22 protein-coding genes are annotated in these 15,816 nt (G+C 63.5%); 10 read left to right on the top strand and 12 right to left on the bottom strand.

Features of this window, described 5'->3' with window-relative positions; genetic code table 11:
• Positions 1 to 53 precede the first annotated feature (53 nt).
• The 7 genes from coxB to OEW28_RS09390 all read left to right on the top strand — a co-directional run bounded on the left by coxB (position 54) and on the right by OEW28_RS09390 (position 7,101).
• Positions 54 to 1,025, top strand: a complete 972-nt coding sequence (gene coxB / locus OEW28_RS09420; protein WP_263734510.1) for a cytochrome c oxidase subunit II — start codon at positions 54 to 56, stop codon at positions 1,023 to 1,025.
• Complete coding sequence (gene ctaD, locus OEW28_RS09415) at positions 1,022 to 3,565, top strand: cytochrome c oxidase subunit I (protein ID WP_263734509.1); 2,544 nt, start codon at positions 1,022 to 1,024, stop codon at positions 3,563 to 3,565. Before coxB ends, ctaD begins: the two co-directional genes overlap by 4 nt.
• A complete protein-coding gene (locus OEW28_RS09410) occupies positions 3,562 to 3,933 on the top strand; it encodes a hypothetical protein (protein ID WP_263734508.1) in 372 nt (123 codons plus the stop codon). The genes ctaD and OEW28_RS09410 overlap by 4 nt, the downstream gene beginning before the upstream one ends.
• Positions 3,934 to 3,944: 11 nt before the next feature.
• Positions 3,945 to 4,508 (top strand): cytochrome c oxidase assembly protein, encoded by a 564-nt coding sequence (locus OEW28_RS09405; RefSeq protein WP_263734507.1) that lies wholly within the window; start codon positions 3,945 to 3,947, stop codon positions 4,506 to 4,508.
• Entirely contained in the window at positions 4,505 to 5,647 is a 1,143-nt protein-coding gene (locus OEW28_RS09400; protein WP_263734506.1) for a c-type cytochrome, read from the top strand. The genes OEW28_RS09405 and OEW28_RS09400 overlap by 4 nt, the downstream gene beginning before the upstream one ends.
• 155 nt (positions 5,648 to 5,802) lie before the next feature.
• Positions 5,803 to 5,973 (top strand): hypothetical protein, encoded by a 171-nt coding sequence (locus tag OEW28_RS09395; protein ID WP_263734505.1) that lies wholly within the window; start codon positions 5,803 to 5,805, stop codon positions 5,971 to 5,973.
• A 177-nt stretch (positions 5,974 to 6,150) separates the two neighbouring features.
• Positions 6,151 to 7,101 carry an SDR family oxidoreductase gene (locus OEW28_RS09390; RefSeq protein ID WP_263734504.1) on the top strand — a complete coding sequence of 317 codons (951 nt, stop codon included), beginning with the start codon at positions 6,151 to 6,153 and terminating at the stop codon, positions 7,099 to 7,101.
• Between the two features lie 49 nt (positions 7,102 to 7,150).
• Here OEW28_RS09390 and OEW28_RS09385 read toward each other — a convergent pair whose 3' ends face one another.
• Both OEW28_RS09385 and OEW28_RS09380 read right to left on the bottom strand, forming a co-directional pair.
• Complete coding sequence (locus OEW28_RS09385) at positions 7,151 to 7,372, bottom strand: BON domain-containing protein (RefSeq protein ID WP_263734955.1); 222 nt, start codon at positions 7,370 to 7,372, stop codon at positions 7,151 to 7,153.
• 111 nt (positions 7,373 to 7,483) lie between these two features.
• A complete protein-coding gene (locus OEW28_RS09380; protein WP_263734503.1) occupies positions 7,484 to 8,080 on the bottom strand; it encodes a sigma-70 family RNA polymerase sigma factor in 597 nt (198 codons plus the stop codon).
• Positions 8,081 to 8,148: 68 nt separating this feature from the next.
• Here OEW28_RS09380 and OEW28_RS09375 point away from each other — a divergent pair, with 68 nt between their 5' ends.
• Both OEW28_RS09375 and OEW28_RS09370 read left to right on the top strand, forming a co-directional pair.
• Positions 8,149 to 8,487 (top strand): primase-helicase family protein, encoded by a 339-nt coding sequence (locus OEW28_RS09375; protein WP_263734501.1) that lies wholly within the window; start codon positions 8,149 to 8,151, stop codon positions 8,485 to 8,487.
• Between the two features lie 30 nt (positions 8,488 to 8,517).
• Positions 8,518 to 8,664 carry a hypothetical protein gene (locus tag OEW28_RS09370; protein WP_263734500.1) on the top strand — a complete coding sequence of 49 codons (147 nt, stop codon included), beginning with the start codon at positions 8,518 to 8,520 and terminating at the stop codon, positions 8,662 to 8,664.
• A gap of 369 nt (positions 8,665 to 9,033) precedes the next feature.
• Here OEW28_RS09370 and OEW28_RS09365 read toward each other — a convergent pair whose 3' ends face one another.
• The 8 genes from OEW28_RS09365 to OEW28_RS09330 form a co-directional block, all read right to left on the bottom strand.
• Complete coding sequence (locus OEW28_RS09365; RefSeq protein WP_318527518.1) at positions 9,034 to 9,312, bottom strand: DUF982 domain-containing protein; 279 nt, start codon at positions 9,310 to 9,312, stop codon at positions 9,034 to 9,036.
• Positions 9,313 to 9,423: 111 nt separating this feature from the next.
• Positions 9,424 to 9,630, bottom strand: coding sequence for a cold-shock protein (locus OEW28_RS09360; protein WP_263734498.1), 207 nt, complete (start codon positions 9,628 to 9,630; stop codon positions 9,424 to 9,426).
• 577 nt (positions 9,631 to 10,207) lie between these two features.
• Positions 10,208 to 10,384 (bottom strand): hypothetical protein, encoded by a 177-nt coding sequence (locus OEW28_RS09355; RefSeq protein ID WP_263734496.1) that lies wholly within the window; start codon positions 10,382 to 10,384, stop codon positions 10,208 to 10,210.
• Positions 10,381 to 11,595: a CaiB/BaiF CoA transferase family protein gene (locus tag OEW28_RS09350; protein WP_263734495.1), complete on the bottom strand. Its 1,215-nt coding sequence runs from the start codon at positions 11,593 to 11,595 to the stop codon at positions 10,381 to 10,383. The genes OEW28_RS09355 and OEW28_RS09350 overlap by 4 nt, the downstream gene beginning before the upstream one ends.
• On the bottom strand, positions 11,592 to 12,056 hold the full coding sequence (locus OEW28_RS09345; protein WP_263734494.1) for a MaoC family dehydratase: 465 nt from the start codon (positions 12,054 to 12,056) through the stop codon (positions 11,592 to 11,594). The genes OEW28_RS09350 and OEW28_RS09345 overlap by 4 nt, the downstream gene beginning before the upstream one ends.
• Positions 12,057 to 12,179, bottom strand: a complete 123-nt coding sequence (locus OEW28_RS09340; protein ID WP_263734493.1) for a hypothetical protein — start codon at positions 12,177 to 12,179, stop codon at positions 12,057 to 12,059.
• Complete coding sequence (locus tag OEW28_RS09335) at positions 12,176 to 12,433, bottom strand: VOC family protein (protein ID WP_263734492.1); 258 nt, start codon at positions 12,431 to 12,433, stop codon at positions 12,176 to 12,178. Before OEW28_RS09335 ends, OEW28_RS09340 begins: the two co-directional genes overlap by 4 nt.
• Entirely contained in the window at positions 12,430 to 13,377 is a 948-nt protein-coding gene (locus tag OEW28_RS09330) for a ketopantoate reductase family protein (protein ID WP_263734491.1), read from the bottom strand. Before OEW28_RS09330 ends, OEW28_RS09335 begins: the two co-directional genes overlap by 4 nt.
• A gap of 94 nt (positions 13,378 to 13,471) precedes the next feature.
• On the opposite strand from OEW28_RS09330, the gene OEW28_RS09325 reads away from it, so the two are divergent.
• Positions 13,472 to 14,362: a LysR family transcriptional regulator gene (locus tag OEW28_RS09325; protein WP_263734490.1), complete on the top strand. Its 891-nt coding sequence runs from the start codon at positions 13,472 to 13,474 to the stop codon at positions 14,360 to 14,362.
• A 122-nt stretch (positions 14,363 to 14,484) separates the two neighbouring features.
• Here OEW28_RS09325 and OEW28_RS09320 read toward each other — a convergent pair whose 3' ends face one another.
• Positions 14,485 to 15,195 carry an IS6 family transposase gene (locus OEW28_RS09320; RefSeq protein WP_263734954.1) on the bottom strand — a complete coding sequence of 237 codons (711 nt, stop codon included), beginning with the start codon at positions 15,193 to 15,195 and terminating at the stop codon, positions 14,485 to 14,487.
• A 109-nt stretch (positions 15,196 to 15,304) separates the two neighbouring features.
• The gene (locus tag OEW28_RS09315) at positions 15,305 to 15,784 is read right to left on the bottom strand and encodes a hypothetical protein (RefSeq protein WP_263734489.1); all 480 of its coding nucleotides are present in this window, start codon (positions 15,782 to 15,784) and stop codon (positions 15,305 to 15,307) included.
• Between the last annotated feature and the right edge of the window lie 32 nt (positions 15,785 to 15,816).

Here is a 15,816-nt window from a genome sequence, read left to right as displayed (position 1 = left end):
ACATTCGGCCAGACCGGGCGTTGATCGACGAGTTTTCCGGCACTGGGTCCTTCATGCGTATGCCGAAACACATCTGGCTTGCTTTGGTCGGCGGTCTTGCCGGGTGCGACGGCCGACATTCATGGCTTGCCGGGGCGGGTGCCGAGGCCCGCCTGATAGAGGACCTTTTCTGGCCGTTTCTGATAGGCGCGGTGGCGATATGGACAGCAGTGATGGTCTTCGCTGTCATCGCCTTCCGGCGGCGACCCAAGGGGAGCGACGAACGCATCGGCCGTGCGATCATCCTTTGGGGCGGCGGCGTGCTGCCCGCAGTGGTCGTCGCGGCCTTGCTGATCACCGGCCTACTGACGCTTCGCGCCATGGCATCAAGGCCCTCGGCGCTTACGGTCCATGTCGACGCCGAGCAATGGTGGTGGCGCGTCATCTACGAGACGCCGGACGGCAAGGTCTTTTCCGCCAATGAGATCCGGTTGCCGTTGGGCAAGACCACGCTTCTGATGCTGACCTCGGACGACGTGATCCATTCCTTCTGGGCGCCGGCGCTTGGCGGAAAGCTGGACATGATCCCGGGACGCACGAACCGGATGACCCTGACCCCCGTCAGGACGGGCAGATGGGGCGGACTTTGTGCCGAATTCTGCGGGGCCGCGCACGCGCAGATGCGGTTCGAGGTCGTGGTGATGGAGCCCGACGCGTTTCGTGACTGGCTGGTCGCAGAGTCCGAACCCGCCGCCCCAAGCGCGCTCAGGATGGAACGGGGGCTTTCGCTGTTTCTGGATGAAGGATGCGCCGCGTGCCATACCGTGCGCGGCACGCAGGCGAATGGCCGGGTCGGCCCCGATCTTACCCATCTGGCGGCGCGGGGCAGGATCGGCGCGGGCCTGCTTGCCCTGAGCGACGCCAATCTCCGCCGCTGGATCACCCACACCACAGACGTGAAGCCGGGCGTCAGGATGCCGTCGTATCCCGCGATGCCGCCCGACGATCTCGACCAGATCACGCAGTTTCTGATGGCGCTCGAATGACGGACCTTTCCGACATAGGTCCTCCGCCTCCGCGGGATCCCGAACGCGACAGGGCAGAAAGGGAACAGCTCATGGCGGCGTGGCAGCCGCCCGCCGGCTGGCGGCGCATCTCGGCGGTCAACAACTCGCTGATCGGCAAGTGGTACCTGTTGACCGCCTTCGCCTTCTTCGGATTCGCAGGGGTACTGGCGCTTTTGATCCGCACGCAGCTGGCGGTGCCCGACAACGACTTCCTGTCCATGCGGTTCTACAATCAGGTCTTCACGTTGCACGGCACGGCGATGATGTTCCTGTTCGCGATCCCGATCTTCGAGGCGGTTGCGATCCTGATCCTGCCCGAGATGCTGGGCGCACGCGACCTGCCGTTTCCGCGGCTTTCCGCTTTCGGTTTCTGGTGTTTCGCGATCGGCGGGGTGTTCGTTTGCGGCTCGATCCTGTTCGATGCCGCGCCCGACGGCGGCTGGTTCATGTATCCGCCGCTGTCGTCCGATCCAGGGCAGACCGGCATCGGCACCGACATCTGGCTTCTGGGGCTAAGCTTCATCGAGGTCGCCTCGATCGCCGCGGCAATCGAACTGATCGTCGGAGTCCTGAAATGCCGCCCGCCGGGGATGCGGATCAACCTGATGCCGCTTTACTGCTGGTACGTGCTTGTGGTCGCGGGGATGATCCTGTTCGCCTTCCCCCCGCTGATCGCGGGCGATCTGCTGCTTGAGATGGAGCGCGCCTTCGGCTGGGCCTTTTTCGATGCCGACAGGGGAGGTGACCCCCTGCTGTGGCAGCACCTGTTCTGGATCTTCGGGCACCCGGAGGTCTACATCATCTTCCTGCCTTCGATCGCGCTGATCGCGACCATGTTGCCAGCTCTTTCGCGCGCGCCCGTCGTCGGGCATTCCTGGGTCGTCCTTTCCGCCATCGGTGTGGCGTTCCTGAGTTTCGGGCTTTGGGTGCACCACATGTTCACCACCGGTCTGCCCGACATTTCGCTGGGCTTCTTTTCCGCCGCGTCAGAGGCCGTGGCGATCCCGACCGGCATCCAGATCTTCTGCCTTCTCGCGACGCTGCTGGTGGGGCGGGCGAAGCTTTCCGTGCCGCTTCTGTTCGCGGGGGGCGCGCTCGCGGTTTTTGTCTTCGGCGGGCTGACGGGCGTTATGGTGGCCGTCGTACCCTTCGACTATCAGGCGCATGACAGCTACTTCGTCGTTGCCCACCTGCACTACACGCTAATCGGCGGCATGCTGTTTCCGGTCTTCGCGGCGGTTTGCTACTGGTATCCCTTCGTCACGGACAGGGTGCTGTCAGAACGTCTCGGGCGCTGGTCGTTCTGGCTGATCTTCGCGGGCTTCAACATCACGTTCCTGCCGATGCACTGGACGGGCATTCTGGGCATGCCGCGGCGCGTGTGGACCTACGCCGAGGAAATGGGGTGGCACGGGCTGAACCTGACCTCGACCATAGGGTCCTACATCCTGGCGGCCGGGATCGCGGTTCTGGCCTTCGACGTGCTGCGCCCGAAGGGGCGGCAATCCCCGGCGCCCGCCGATCCCTGGGGCGCGCCAACGCTGGAGTGGGCGCGAGAGGTCCCCAGAAGGCCCTGGGGCATCAGGTCCGTGCCGGTGATCAGTTCGCGCTATCCGCTCTGGCAGCAGCCGGGACTGGCAAACGAAGTCCTGCGCGGCGAGTGGTTCCTTTCGGATTCCCCGGACGCCGATCGCGAGATGATCGTGACCGACATCCTGGACGCACGGCCGATGTTCGTCCAACGCGTTCCGGGTCCGGGATTCGTGACGATCCTTGCGGCGGCTTCCCTTGGCGCGGTCTTCATCCTTGCCACCTTTCACTTGTGGCTTGCGGCGGTTCTTGCGGGCGCGGTCTTCCTGGTCGCGACGCTTCGGTGGCTATGGACCGGAGCGGGGGGCTTGCCAAGCGCGCCAACCCGCGACTGCGGGCGCGGGCTTGTGCTGCCGCTTTATGCAAGCGGAAACGGCTCGGTCGGGTGGTGGGCGATGTTCATCACCATGATCGGAGACTCGACGGCCTTTGCCGGTCTTGTGTTCGCCTATGTGTTCTTCTGGACCTTGCACGGAAGCTTCCCGCCGCCGGGAACGGCTCCGCCCGCCGCCGTGACGTTGTGGCTGGGCACCGCCTTGCTTGCAGGTTCCTGGGGCATGTTGGTCGCCGCAAGTGCAGCCATGTCAAGGCGGGTCGTGGCATTGTGCTGTTGCGCGCTTGCGCCGCTGCCGGCTGGAGCCGGCGTCGCGGTCCTTGCGGGTGCGGCGTGGTCGGCCGGCCTGGACCCGACGCGGCATGCCTATGACGCCACCGTCTGGGTTCTCACCCTCTGGATCGGCGCGCATGTGGCCGGTGGGATCGTGATGCAGCTTTACAGTTGGGCCCGGCTTTTGGCCCGCCACATGGACGCCGATCACGATGCTGAGCTTCGAAACACCGTTCTTTACTGGAACTTCCTGATTGTGCAGGCCGCGGCGACCTTTGCGCTTATCGGATTGTTCCCGCTCGTCTCCGGGGGGGTGCCATGAGATATCCGCGCATAATCGACGACGGCTCAGTCTGGATCGTGATCGTGCCGCCCCTGATCTGGGCCCTGCATTTCCTGGCAGCCTACTGGATTGCTGCGGTCTGGTGCGCACGCGAGGCGGGCAGCCTGACGCCGGCGGCCTGGTCCATCATCGTCCTGACGATCCTCGCCCTGGTTGCAATCAGCTTGATCGGCCGGGTGGCGGCGGTGCGATACGGCGGATTCACGCGTCCGGGGCGCGAAAGCGCGGGGGATACGCAAGCCGATCGCCGGCAGTTCCTTGGCCATGTCGCGCTTCTGCTCTGCGTGCTCAACGCGGCGGCGGTGATGATGACCGCCATTCCAAGCGTGATGTTCGGCCGATGTTGAGCGTTGGGCGCATGGCGGGACTTGCCCTACTGGGGATGCTTTGGCTTTCGCCTGCGCCTGCCTACGTGGCGGGTTCCATCATCGTGCACATGGCCATGCATCTGTCGGTCGTGGCGATCGTGCCGGCGTTGCTGGCGCCGCGGCTTCCGCTCCGGCCGACGCCGTTCTGGCTGGTCACGACGGTGCTGCTGGTCGAAATGGCGGTCGTATGGGGGTGGCATGCGCCTTCCGCGCATCTTTGGGCGCGCATCAGCGGGCCCGGCCTTGCCGTTGAGCAGGCAAGCTTTCTGGGCGCGGGGCTGCTGCTTTGGGCCGCCGCGCGGTCGGCTGGGGCGTTTGGCGGCGCGCTGGTGCTGTTCGGGACCGTGATGCACATGACCTTGCTGGGCGCTCTGATCGGTCTTGCCCCGCGTCCGATCTACGGTGTGACATGCGCGGGCTGGTTCGGGCTGGGGGCGCTTGAAGAACAGCAGATCGCCGGCGCGCTGATGGCGGTCGGCGGTGGCGCGATCTACCTAGTCGCCGCGCTGCGACGCCTTGCGCCCGGCCTGTCAGAGCCGGAGGCATCGCCATGAAGCTGACCTGGAAGCTGACCTGGCGTCGCGCTGTCATCGCACTTGCCGTGCTTGCCCTTCTGGCGCTGGCCGCCTGGAGGCTTGCCCCGTACAACGTCGCCGCCTCGGTCGGGCACTTGGCGCCGGTTCGCGCGTTCCTGCACAGCTACATGAAAAACGCAGTCGAAATTCGCGCTGCGGCGCTTGATCCACCCGCATGGTTTGATCCGGACGACCCTGCGCTGGTGCGTCTGGGTGCCGCCCACTATGCGACCGGCTGCGCGCCCTGCCATGGCGCGCCCGGCAAGGTCCGCAGCGCCGTCGTGACGTCGATGCTGCCTGAACCAACCCAGCTGGGCATGGTCCGGAACACACCCGCCGAATTCTACTGGCTGGCCCGCCACGGATTGAAATACACGGGAATGCCTGCGTGGTCGGGGCGGGGCCGCGACGATGAGCCATGGGCGCTTGCGGCGTTCCTGTCCCGGTACTCCACACTGGGGCCTGACGACTATCGCAGACTTGCCCACGGGACGGAAAAAGCACGGTCGGACAGCGCCGCCGCCGACTTCGCGGACATGGCTCCCGATGCGGGTCCACATATCGAGGATTGCGCGCGCTGTCATGGACGGGATGGCCTTGGCCGTGAGGGCACCGCCCCGAAGTTGGCCGGGCAAAGCGAAGCCTATCTGCTTGGCGCGCTCGATGCCTATGCCCGCGATCTGCGGCAGAGCGGCTTCATGGAGCCTGTCGCGGTGCGACTGGGGGAAGATTTGCGCCGCGAGATCGCGCGCAATTACGCGTCGATGAAACCAGATATCTGGCAGGGCAGGGCGAACGGACAGGGGGATGCGGCGCGCGGCCGTATCCTGGCGTTGAATGGGGATGAACATGACGAGATCCCCTCTTGCGTCGCCTGTCACGGCGGGGCCGGTCAGCCGCCAAGAACAGCCGAGGTTCCGCGCATCGCCGGGCAGGACGCGCGATGGATAAGGATCTGGCTGCGGATCTGGCGCGACGGGCCGGTGCCAGCAACGCCGGGCGCCGCAAGGATGGCTGCGGCCGCGCGCGGGCTTGACGACCAGGCAATCGACGACCTTGCGGCATTCTACAGTTCCGGCCCTTCGGCAGCTGCGACCCGGGAACAAGCCGACCGGTGATGAGTTGAAAGGAAAGCTGCCAAGGGCGCGCATCTCCATCGCAGGCGGGCGGCTGTTCGGAAACGTCCGCGGATGTGGCGCCGCGGTGCCGAAAACCCGCGACAACGCCGCCTTCGGTCCGACGGCGGCTGATCACGAAAACAAAAGGGAAGATCATGCATCGAAGCATCCAACTCGCTCTATTCAGCTTGAAGCAGCAGGCGCTTTACGGACTTTGGAAGTCGGGGGCCGACATGTTCGGCGGGACCGAGCGCCGCTTCCGAACCGTTGCCTACCTGCGGCTGCGGGATCTGGCGGCGGACGAACTCAGAAAGGTTCGCGGCTAAGTGGCCCGTGAGATTTGACCGTCTGCCCTGGCCGTGTGTCTCAGCTTTGTTCTGCCCGATGACTGGCCGAACCAGTCTGGGTGAACCGCACGCGAAAGTGCCGAAGGCCCGTTGCGGCAGGAACAATCGGGTGATCCCGAGGTTGGGCGAGTGACCCAGCAGGAAGGAGAAACTCGGATGCCCCGATCGACCGAAGAACAGCAACGCCAGGTTCAGCGCAGCGTGGAAGCGGACGGCGACGGTGGCGGCCCGGCAGGACCGATGCAGGCCGGCGCGCGCCTGTACCCCGAGCCGCCCTTTCCCGCCCAGCGTCAGGAAAAGCCGGGGTTCGAAGCCGGGCTTGACCCGGCGCCGATGTGGGAGGCGCCCTATTACCGTGGCTCTGGCAAGCTGGCCGACAAGATCGCGCTGGTGACCGGGGGGGATTCGGGAATTGGTCGGGCCGTGGCCGTGCTTTTCGCGCGCGAAGGGGCGGATGTTGCCTTTTCGCATCTGAGTGAAGAAGAGATCGATGCCCGCGTCACGCAACAGGCGATCGAGCAAGAGGGGCGGCGTTGCCTGGTCCTGCAGGGGGACGTGTCCGACCGCGACACCTGCCAGCAACACGCCGAGATGGTCGCGCAGATGTTCGGGCGGATCGACATCCTCGTGAACAACGCGGCCTTCCAGGTGCATCGGACCGATTTCGCCGATCTTTCACCCGCGCAGTTTGAACTGACGCTGCGTACAAATCTGTTTGGCTACTTTTACATGGCCCAGGCGGTCTTGCCCTTCATGCCGCACGGCGGGGCCATCGTGAACACCGGGTCGGTCACCGGCCTGCGCGGGTCGAGCGAACTGGTCGACTACTCGATGACCAAGGGCGGCATCCACGCCTTCACCCGCGCTCTGTCCGGGAACCTGCTTGACCGCGGCATCCGCGTGAACGCGGTCGCGCCCGGCCCGGTCTGGACCCCGCTCAACCCTTCGGACCGGCCGGCGGAAGAAGTCGCGCGCTTCGGCGCGAAGTCCAGGATGGGGCGTCCGGCTCAGCCGGAGGAGCTTGCGCCGGCCTATGTGTTTCTCGCGTCAGCCCAATGCTCAAGCTACATCAGCGGAGAGATCCTGCCGGTGATAGGCGGCTATTGATGAGGTGAATCCTGAGATATGCCCAGGCCGCCGGGGGCCATGGGCCGCATCAGCCAGTTTTGCCTTCAGCTTGCGATTCCTTGAGCCGAAGGTTGTTCTGGACATGCTTGATGCCGGAGACGGAGGCGGCGCAATCCTCGGCCCGCCGTTTGGCGTGACGCGGCTCGGCGGTGCGGTTCAGCGTCGCCTCACCCTTCGACACTTTCAGGCCGATATCGCTGGGATCAAGATCGTCGTCGTCCATCATGTGCTCGCAGATGTCCTCGCGGATGCGATTCCAGATTCCACATGGGACTGTAACCGGCTCGAAGGCAGGCGCGCCCGCGCTTGCATGGGCATCGCGGAACGGAAGATTCGTTCCGTGACGGTTGCCTGGGGGCCCCTAAACGGGATCTCTGCCGAGCTTGTTCATTACGAGCGCGCGTGCCCGGCTGACCCGGCTCTTGATCGTACCGATCGCGCAGTTGCAGATAGTAGCTGCATCCTCGTAGCTTTCACCGAACATGACGACCAGGATCAGAACTTCGCGGTATTTTCTGGGAAGCTGGCCAATCATGGCCAGAAGCTCGCGCCCGAAAACCGACCATTCCTGCGTATCCGGTGTCGAAACCGTTTCCGCAACGCAACCGTTGGCGGACGTGCGTTCGCGCTTTGCCGCGTGGACCCGGTTGTAGAAGGTGTTGCGCATGATGGTGAACAGCCAGGCTCGCAGGTTGGTCCCTTTCTGGAATTTCCCGTGGTTTGCTATGGCCTTCAGAAGCGTGTCCTGAACCAGGTCGTCGGCGTCATGGCCATTGCGGGTCAGCGACCAGGCAAATGCGCGGAGCTTTGGCAGGAGTGAGATGATGTCGTCATATCCGTCACCGAATGTGTCGTCCTGCTTGCTTGGTGTGGCGTTGCGCATTGTTATCAACGTTCGGCGCTGGCCGTAGTTCCTTAGGTTCGGCATCATCGCGACAATCGACTTCAAGATGGTCATCACGCAGATGCGAGGCCACTGAGCATCCCGAGTGGGGCACCCTGAAACCGTTCTTCTACTCGGCAGCGATGGGCACCGGCAAAAGCGCGCTGGGACGCCTGCTGATCCGGCTCTTCGGCGCGGCGAATGCCATCACCCAGAACTACGTCGACAAGCTGACGGGGCGCTTCAGCATGACCGTCCCGTGCTGCAAGCTGGTGATCTGCGAGGAGGTGAACCTGAGGATCGGTGGCGGAGACCTGTCGCAGCTCTGGCTGCAGGACATACTGGACAATCATCTGGAGGAGGCCCGTTCGCGGGCCTTTTTCCCTGCTGGGCAGGGACGAAGAACCGAGAATGGCTGCCTTGAGACGCCGACCGCCTCTGCCAGGAAGGTCAGGTGTCGGGGACGCCAACTACCCGCCTAACGCTTCATCCATTGCGTGCTTTAGGGGGTGATGGCGAGTTATGACGACGTGGTCAGGCACCGCTGCAACCACCGCCTCTGCATCAACCCCGATCACCTGGAACTGGGCAGCCGGGGCGACATCCTGCAGGACGAGCGGGACTTCGTGGTGAACGGGGTGGACTACGATCTTCTGTAGGCCAGCTCTTCTGTAGGCCAGCCCCGTGCCACTGGCCCGCCGTACTTGGAAAGCGCGATACCGGTGGGGTGGTCTCGTTCGCCCACTCCCATTCGCGTTTGCTAAGATCTGTTGCGCTATTTCCTGCGTTGCGAGCGGGACCAGGCTTTTCGCAACTCCTTGCCCTCAGGGGCGTAGGAAGTATCAAAGATTGACTGACGCGGTTCCCGGGCTGGCGGTTGTGTCTTGGTGTCCGGCTTTGGCGGCTCGCCGCTGTCGTCTTCGCCGGTCTTGCTGCTAGGGAGCGGTCGTTTCATCGTTTGGCTTCCTTGTAGGGCAGTGCTGACATTCCCGGATTGGCCCGTGAGCCCTGACAAGGCGCCAAGCGGATCACGTGATTGGTCGACGGTGTGACTGTGTGACCAAGCTTTCAGGAACGAAGCCCGCCGATCGGGCAGCGGCAATGAAAGCGCGTCTGGCGGCGCCGACAGAGCCGATGCAGTCCATTGCGGCCTCGATCTTGGTCAAGGCTGTTGCGCGCGTGTCGTCCGAAACTGGCCAGCGCTTACGCAACCAGTAGCGAACCTGTTCGATTGTGCTAAACTTTTGCACATCACCCTCGGGCGACACCACAAAGCATAGTGGCGATCCCCAGTTGATTTCTATCATGTTCATTTTCTTACATATAATTCATCCAGCGCACGTGCGGGACGGCGCCGGGAAAGTCGTAGGGAAGGCGGCTCGATTGCCACCTTCCCGAGTGCTACCTGAAGGATGCCCTCAGGCGAGCTTGAGGTTCGTTGCCGACTCGCGGCCATTGCGGTCGGATTCGACGTCGAAGCTGACAGCCTGACCATCTTTCAGGTGCTGGATGCCCGCGCGTTCGAGTGCGGTGATGTGAACAAACACATCCTTGCTGCTGCCCTCAGGGGCGATGAAGCCGAAGCCTTTGGTGGAGTTGAACCATTTCACGGTGCCAGTGGCCATCGTGTTATTCCTTACATGAGTGTCGCCCACGGGATGTGGCGACTTGGCAAAGCTGAAAGTCCAAAGCTGAGCCAGAAGGAACAGGTTCGAAAAATAGAGATGCCCGCCCTAGATAGGTCATCGTACTGACGATTGCGAGTGTTTGTTCTCATTGGCGTAGCGCGCCGTCGCTTAGTCCTTGTTCGGGCACGAAAAATTTTTTCGACGTTCGCCTTGGCGCGCCTGCCTGCAGCCTCATGTCAAACTGGAAGTTCGTTCAGGAGGAGGGCGGGGCCGACGCCCCCCGTGGGGCACCCTCTGGGGCGACGCAGAACACCGTTGGGACCCAAAGACCCAAGCGTTCAACGACGGTCATCATGTCTAGGCTGGATGGCTGTGCAGGCAGTCCCGAGCTAACCGGTCTCGGCTCGGAAGTTCCCTGCTAACAGGGAAAATAACAGGGGACCTCGCGGAATCCGGTCGAATTCTCTCGAAATCTGCACTCTTTTCCCAAAAATAACAGTGTCTTATTCGAAAATTGCCTACGCGCCCTAACAGGGAAATTCATGAGGCCCAACCGGGAGCGAAGGTTGGCCCATCAGGGAATGACAGTCGGTCGGCCTCTTCCAGAAATGCGCTGGCGCCCGTGTCGGCCGAGGGGCTTGTGAGAGAAGGCCAGCAAACCATCAGAACCAGCCAATCGGACCCGCTGAGCATAGATGAAGTCGCGGTCGGTCGTGGCCGCATTGCCGAATACGGCGTAACGGTCGGTCATCCTGCGGCTTCCTCCGCATAGAACACACCGTCGTCCTTGAATGCCGCGATCTCGGCCGCATCGTAGCCAAGCTCGGCGGCGATCTCGGCATTGTGCTGGCCGAGCAGCGGCGCCACGCATCGGGGGGTCGTGTCGCAGCCCGAGAACCGGAACGGCAAGTTGGGCAGTGTCACCTTGCCCAGCACGGGATGATCCTGCTCGATCAGCATGCCACGGGCCAGGATCTGCGGGTCGCGCACGATCTGGTCGACGGTCTGCACCGGCGCGGCGGGAACCTCGGCCGCGTCCAGTTGGGCGATGCAGTGGGCAAGGCTGTCTTGCTGACCGGTCCAGTCCTCGACCAGCGCATAAACTTCGGCGTGGTTGTCGTTGCGACCCGCAGGCGTGAGGAAGCGATCGTTCAGCGCCGCGCCGCCGATCAGGCCCGCCAGCCGCGCCCAGGCGTCGTCCACCTGCGCGGCGATCACCAGATCGCCATCCTTGGCGCGGAACGCCCCGTAGACGGTGCTCTCGGGTTGGCGGGAGCCGTGTTTTTTCGGCACGACTGTGCCACCCGACAGGAAGTACTGCTGCACGGCGTAGTCGTGCATCGACACCATGCAGTCATAGAGCGCAAGGTCGATGTGCTGGCCCCGGCCGGACTTGACGCGGCCCAAGAGCGCGGCGTTGACCGCGGCGACGCCGTGCATCCCGGTATACATGTCGGCGATCGGCATCCGCATCAGGGGCGGCGCCTGGTCAGGCTCGCCCAACTGCGCCATCGCGCCAGAGATCGCCTCGGCGATCAGTCCGAACCCCGGCTTGTCGCTTTTCGGACCGGTGTGGCCAAAGGCCGAGATCGAACAGTACACGAGGCCCGGGTTTTCCCGCGACAGTGCCTCGTAGCCAAGGCCGAGCTTGGCCAGCGCACCGGGGCGGAAGTTCTCGACGAACACATCCGCCGATTTCGCCAGCCGCTTCATAAGGTCCATGCCGCGCGGGTCCTTCAGGTTCAGACATATGCCGCGCTTGCCCATGTTCTGTTGCAGGTAATACCCCGACTGGCCGTCCTTGAAATACGGGTGGTAACGGCCTGCGTCGCCGCCCTTGGGGCGCTCGACCTTGATCACGTCGGCGCCCATGGCCGCGAGCGAGCGGCTGAGATGCGGACCAGCGAGGAAGTGGGTGAAATCGATGACCCGAATGCCATCGAGCGGAAGGTCTTGAGTCATTTCACGGCATCCTCGGCTTGAGGGTTGCGCAGGATCATCAGCTTGTGGCGGCCCCTCTGGACCACTTCGCCCTTCTGGTTGATCAGTTCGCTTTCCAGATGGACAATGCCCCAGCCCGGCTTGGACGTCGGGCGCATGAAGCCCACGGTGAAGGTGCATTGCAGCTCGTCCCCGGCATAGATCGGCCGGGCGAAATCCCACTCCCAGCCCAGCGAGGCTCCGGGCGGAAACTGCAGGTCGGACTGCGTCTTCAGCCCGTCGGCAAGCGCGAGGCCGAACAGGCCATGCGCGACGATACCGCCGAAGTGGCTTTTCCTGGCAAACTCCTCGTCGATGTGTATCGGCGTATGGTCGCCGGTCAGATCGGCGTAGGCGCGGATCATCTCCTTGGTGACGGTCACCTTGGGCGTCATGCCCCTCTCGCCGCCCTTGAGGTCGTCAAAGTAGGTCCAGTCGGCCATTCATCCGTTCCTTGCATCGATCGACAACGCCCGGGCGACCGAGTCGCCGCGCGCCTGGTCCAGTTCCACTTCCAGCCCGTCGGGCAGAAGCAGCCAGTTGCGCCCCTTGGGCAGCACCGTCACGTCATGCGCCCGGGCGGGTCCAGTGCCGAGTCCAGGTCATCGACAAAGATGCCGAGATGGGCAAAGCGCCCCTCGGGGCCCTCGAAGGCCGGATCCTCGATGAATTGGATACCTCCGGTCACCCAGACCTGCCTGAGCCCGCCGATGATCTTCTCGTCCCGGATCTCCATGCCGCAGACATCGCGGAAGAATGCCAGGTGCGGTGCCAGCGACCGGACCCGGATCGCCACATGTTCGAGATAGCCGCGGGTCATGCTGCCTGTCCTTCCGTCTTCGGGTCGAGCGCCCGTTCGATCCCCTTGATACAGGCGACGAGCGTGTCGTTGACCGGTGTCGGTACCGCCATTCTCGCGCCCGCGCGCGTAACCGCGCCGTTGATGAAGTCGATTTCGGTTCGCGACCCTTTTTCCAGGCTCTGCAGCATCGAGGTCTTGAAGTCGAAGCCGAGGCCGGCGGCCGCCTTGTCCCAGGCAGCCTGTGGATTCGTGGTTGCCAGACTGATGCCGAGAGCGGCCGCGACGTGCATGGCCTCGGCGACCGCCTTGACCGCGGTATCGGCAATCTCGGGGATGTCGTAGAGGTTGCCGTAGTTCAGCCGCGTGATCCCCGCCAGCGCCCCTGTGGCGACATTCACCAGCAGCTTGTCCCACATCGCGCCCCGGATGTTGTGCGAGGCGATGCAGCGCAGGTCGGCCTCCTCGAACGCGGTCGCGATGGCCTGCACCCGGAACGTAACCTCGCCCGACAATTCGCCGATGATCGTCTCTTTGCCGACCGTCCCGGCCGAGACCACGCCCGGCGCCGTCATGACGCCGCCAACATAGGTCTTGGCGGCGATGACCCTTTCGGCCCCGACAACTCGGGCAAGTATCTCTTCCTGTCCGAGCCCGTTCTGCAGCGACATGACCGTGGTCCCGGGTCCGATCAGACCGGAAGCGGCGCAGATCGCCTCCTCGGTATGGAAGCTCTTCACCAGCACGATCACCAGGTCGACGGGTGCCAACCCCTCAGACGTTTTCCGGGCCGTGATCTGGACAACGCCGCGGTGCCCGGCCTCGTTCAGGACAAGCCCTTCGCGGTTCACCGCTTCGACATAGGCGGCATTGTGGTTGATAAGGGTGACGGCATGGCCGGATTTCGCCAGCCGCCCGCCGATGACAGAGCCGAGCGACCCTGCTCCGAGTACGGCAATGTCCATGGAAGCCCTCCTTGTGACCTTTGGGAGAGACATGGACGAAGCGCCAGAATAATTCTATGCAATGCAATATATAGTTACCATAAGAACGAACAATATGTCCGATCTCGACCTGCGCCTGCTGCGCCTTTTCCACGCCGTTTACGAGACCGGTTCGATCACCAGGGCCGCGGCCCGGCTGGGGCTCAGCCAGCCGAGCGTGTCCATCGGCCTGGGTCAGCTACGGGCGCATTACGGAGACCCGTTGTTCGTGCAGATGCCCGGCGGGATGACGCCGACGCCTTTGGCCGACCACCTGATCGATCCGATCCGCCGCGCGCTTGAGGACGTCCGGACGCTGAGCCGGCACCGCGCGACCTTCGATGCGGCGCGGTCCACCCGGCGTTTTCGCGTCGCGATGAGCGATGCCAGTCACCTGACCCTGCTGCCCCATCTTTTCGCCACGATCCGGCGTGAGGCTCCGAGGGCCAGCCTGGAGGCCAGCGCGATCGATGGTGGCCTGGCCGAGCGGCTTGCCAATGGCGAGGCCGATATCGCGATCGGTCTGATCCCGGGTCTCGACGCGGGTTTCTACCAGCGCGTCCTCTACGCTCAGGGTTGGGTCTCGATCTACCGGTCTGCCCATCCGCTGGGCCGCTTGACCCGAGACGCCTTTGCCGCTGCCGAACATGTCGAGGTGACGAACGGAACCGGACAGTCCCTGTTGCGTGCCGCGCTTGAAACCGCCGGAATCGCGCCCAGGATTGCCCTCAGCCTCCCTGGGTTCCTGGGCTTGCCCTCGGTCCTGACGTCGTCCGATCTGGTAGCGACGTTGCCGCGTCATATCGGGAACGCCCTCGCGGGACAGGCAGGATTGACCGTGGCGGAATGTCCCGTCCCGATCGAAGGCTTCGAGGTCAAGATTCACTGGCATGCAAGATACAATGCAGATCCGGCTAACCTTTGGCTGCGCGACATCGCTTTCAATACGCTTGCGAGACTGGCTTGAAACAAAATTCTCGCAGGCAACTGTAGGCTCCAGACTTGAAATCGCGTCGAATTCGTTCGATATCTTGCGTCGGCATTGCCAAGTTGCGTGATCGTGGGCGCAAGGGGGCGTGGCGTGAGCGCTTATGCGGTCATCTCGAGCGCATAGCCGTTCCACAGGCTGAAGGCGTCAGCCCGTGCGTGGCGGTATGAAGATGCGGCGAGACGATAGCGGCGGGGACGGAAGAGGTTGTTGATCTGGTCATGGGCGGCGAGGAATCTCTGCGCCTGCCGTCGGGACTTGAAGCGCCCCATGATTTTCTCTCGCCTTCGCGTTGGTCTGTGTGAGCCCTCGATCCGGTTGTTCAAGCCCTTGTGTGCCCGATGGTCGGCGTCGGGAGCGAGCTTCCGGATCGGCGCAAAATAGCTGCGCAGTTTGTCGGTGATCACCACGCGGGGCTGGCCGAACTGCGCGATGAGCCTTGCCAGAAAGCGCTTTGCCGCCTTGGCATTTCTGCGGGTTTGCACGAGGATGTCGAGCGTGTCGCCATTGGCATCCACGGCCCGCCACAGCCAGTGCTTCTTGCCACGGATCGGGATGACCACCTCGTCCAGATGCCATTTGTCCGAAGGCGCTGGCCGGTCTCGCAGGATGCGGGTGGCGAAATACCCGCCAAAACGGTTGACCCAAAGCCTGATGCTTTCGCGGCTGACGATCACGCCGCGCTCGGCCAAAAGGTCCTCGACGTCAGCCGTGCTCAGAGCAAAACGGCGCCAGGCCCAGACGGCATAGGCAATGATCTCCCGGGGAAAGCGAAAGCCCTTCAGGCGCGGCATGGATGACGGCGTTTTCATCCGAGATCCTGTAGCAGGGGCTTCACGACACAACAACTTGGCAATGCCGTATGTAGAGCACCACTGGCCTCGCGCGGTATCGAGCCAGGACGTAGCGCAATGTGCCCCGCTAGTCCCCTACCAGAGACCGCATCTGGGCAAACACGGTTTCCATCTGCCCAATCAGTTCGTCCCTGTCGATCGACAGCCAAGCAGGAAGTTCAGCAAGCACTTCGTCGATGACCAGCTTCGTGGTCTCGACGGTCTCCTGAATGTATTGGTCCACCGTGCCCTCCGGATTTTCTTCCTGCCAGTCTGAAAAGTCGTTGTATTCGAAAGCAGCAGCAGCGGCGACGCCTGCAACCGGAACGGCAACGGTCAGGCGGCGAAGGCGCCCCTTTGCCTTCTCCCGAACCTTTGTCTTGGCCACCGCAGCCTTCTCGCTTGCCTCAGCGGCTGTCTTCGTCGTTGCAACGGCCGTGGCGACTGCAGCGGCCTTCCATATTGGCTGAAGGACGAAGTTTACGAAGGTCAGCGCTAGGTTCAGCACCACACTCACCACGAGCACAAGCCCGATCGTCGATCGAAACAGGATCCGGATGATCCGCATGATAGCCTCTTCGGTGTCGCCAGTTGGCATGC

Source organism: Albidovulum marisflavi (assembly GCF_025751435.1).
GTDB lineage: Bacteria > Pseudomonadota > Alphaproteobacteria > Rhodobacterales > Rhodobacteraceae > Albidovulum > Albidovulum marisflavi.
This window is presented reverse-complemented; position numbering and strand designations above follow the sequence as displayed.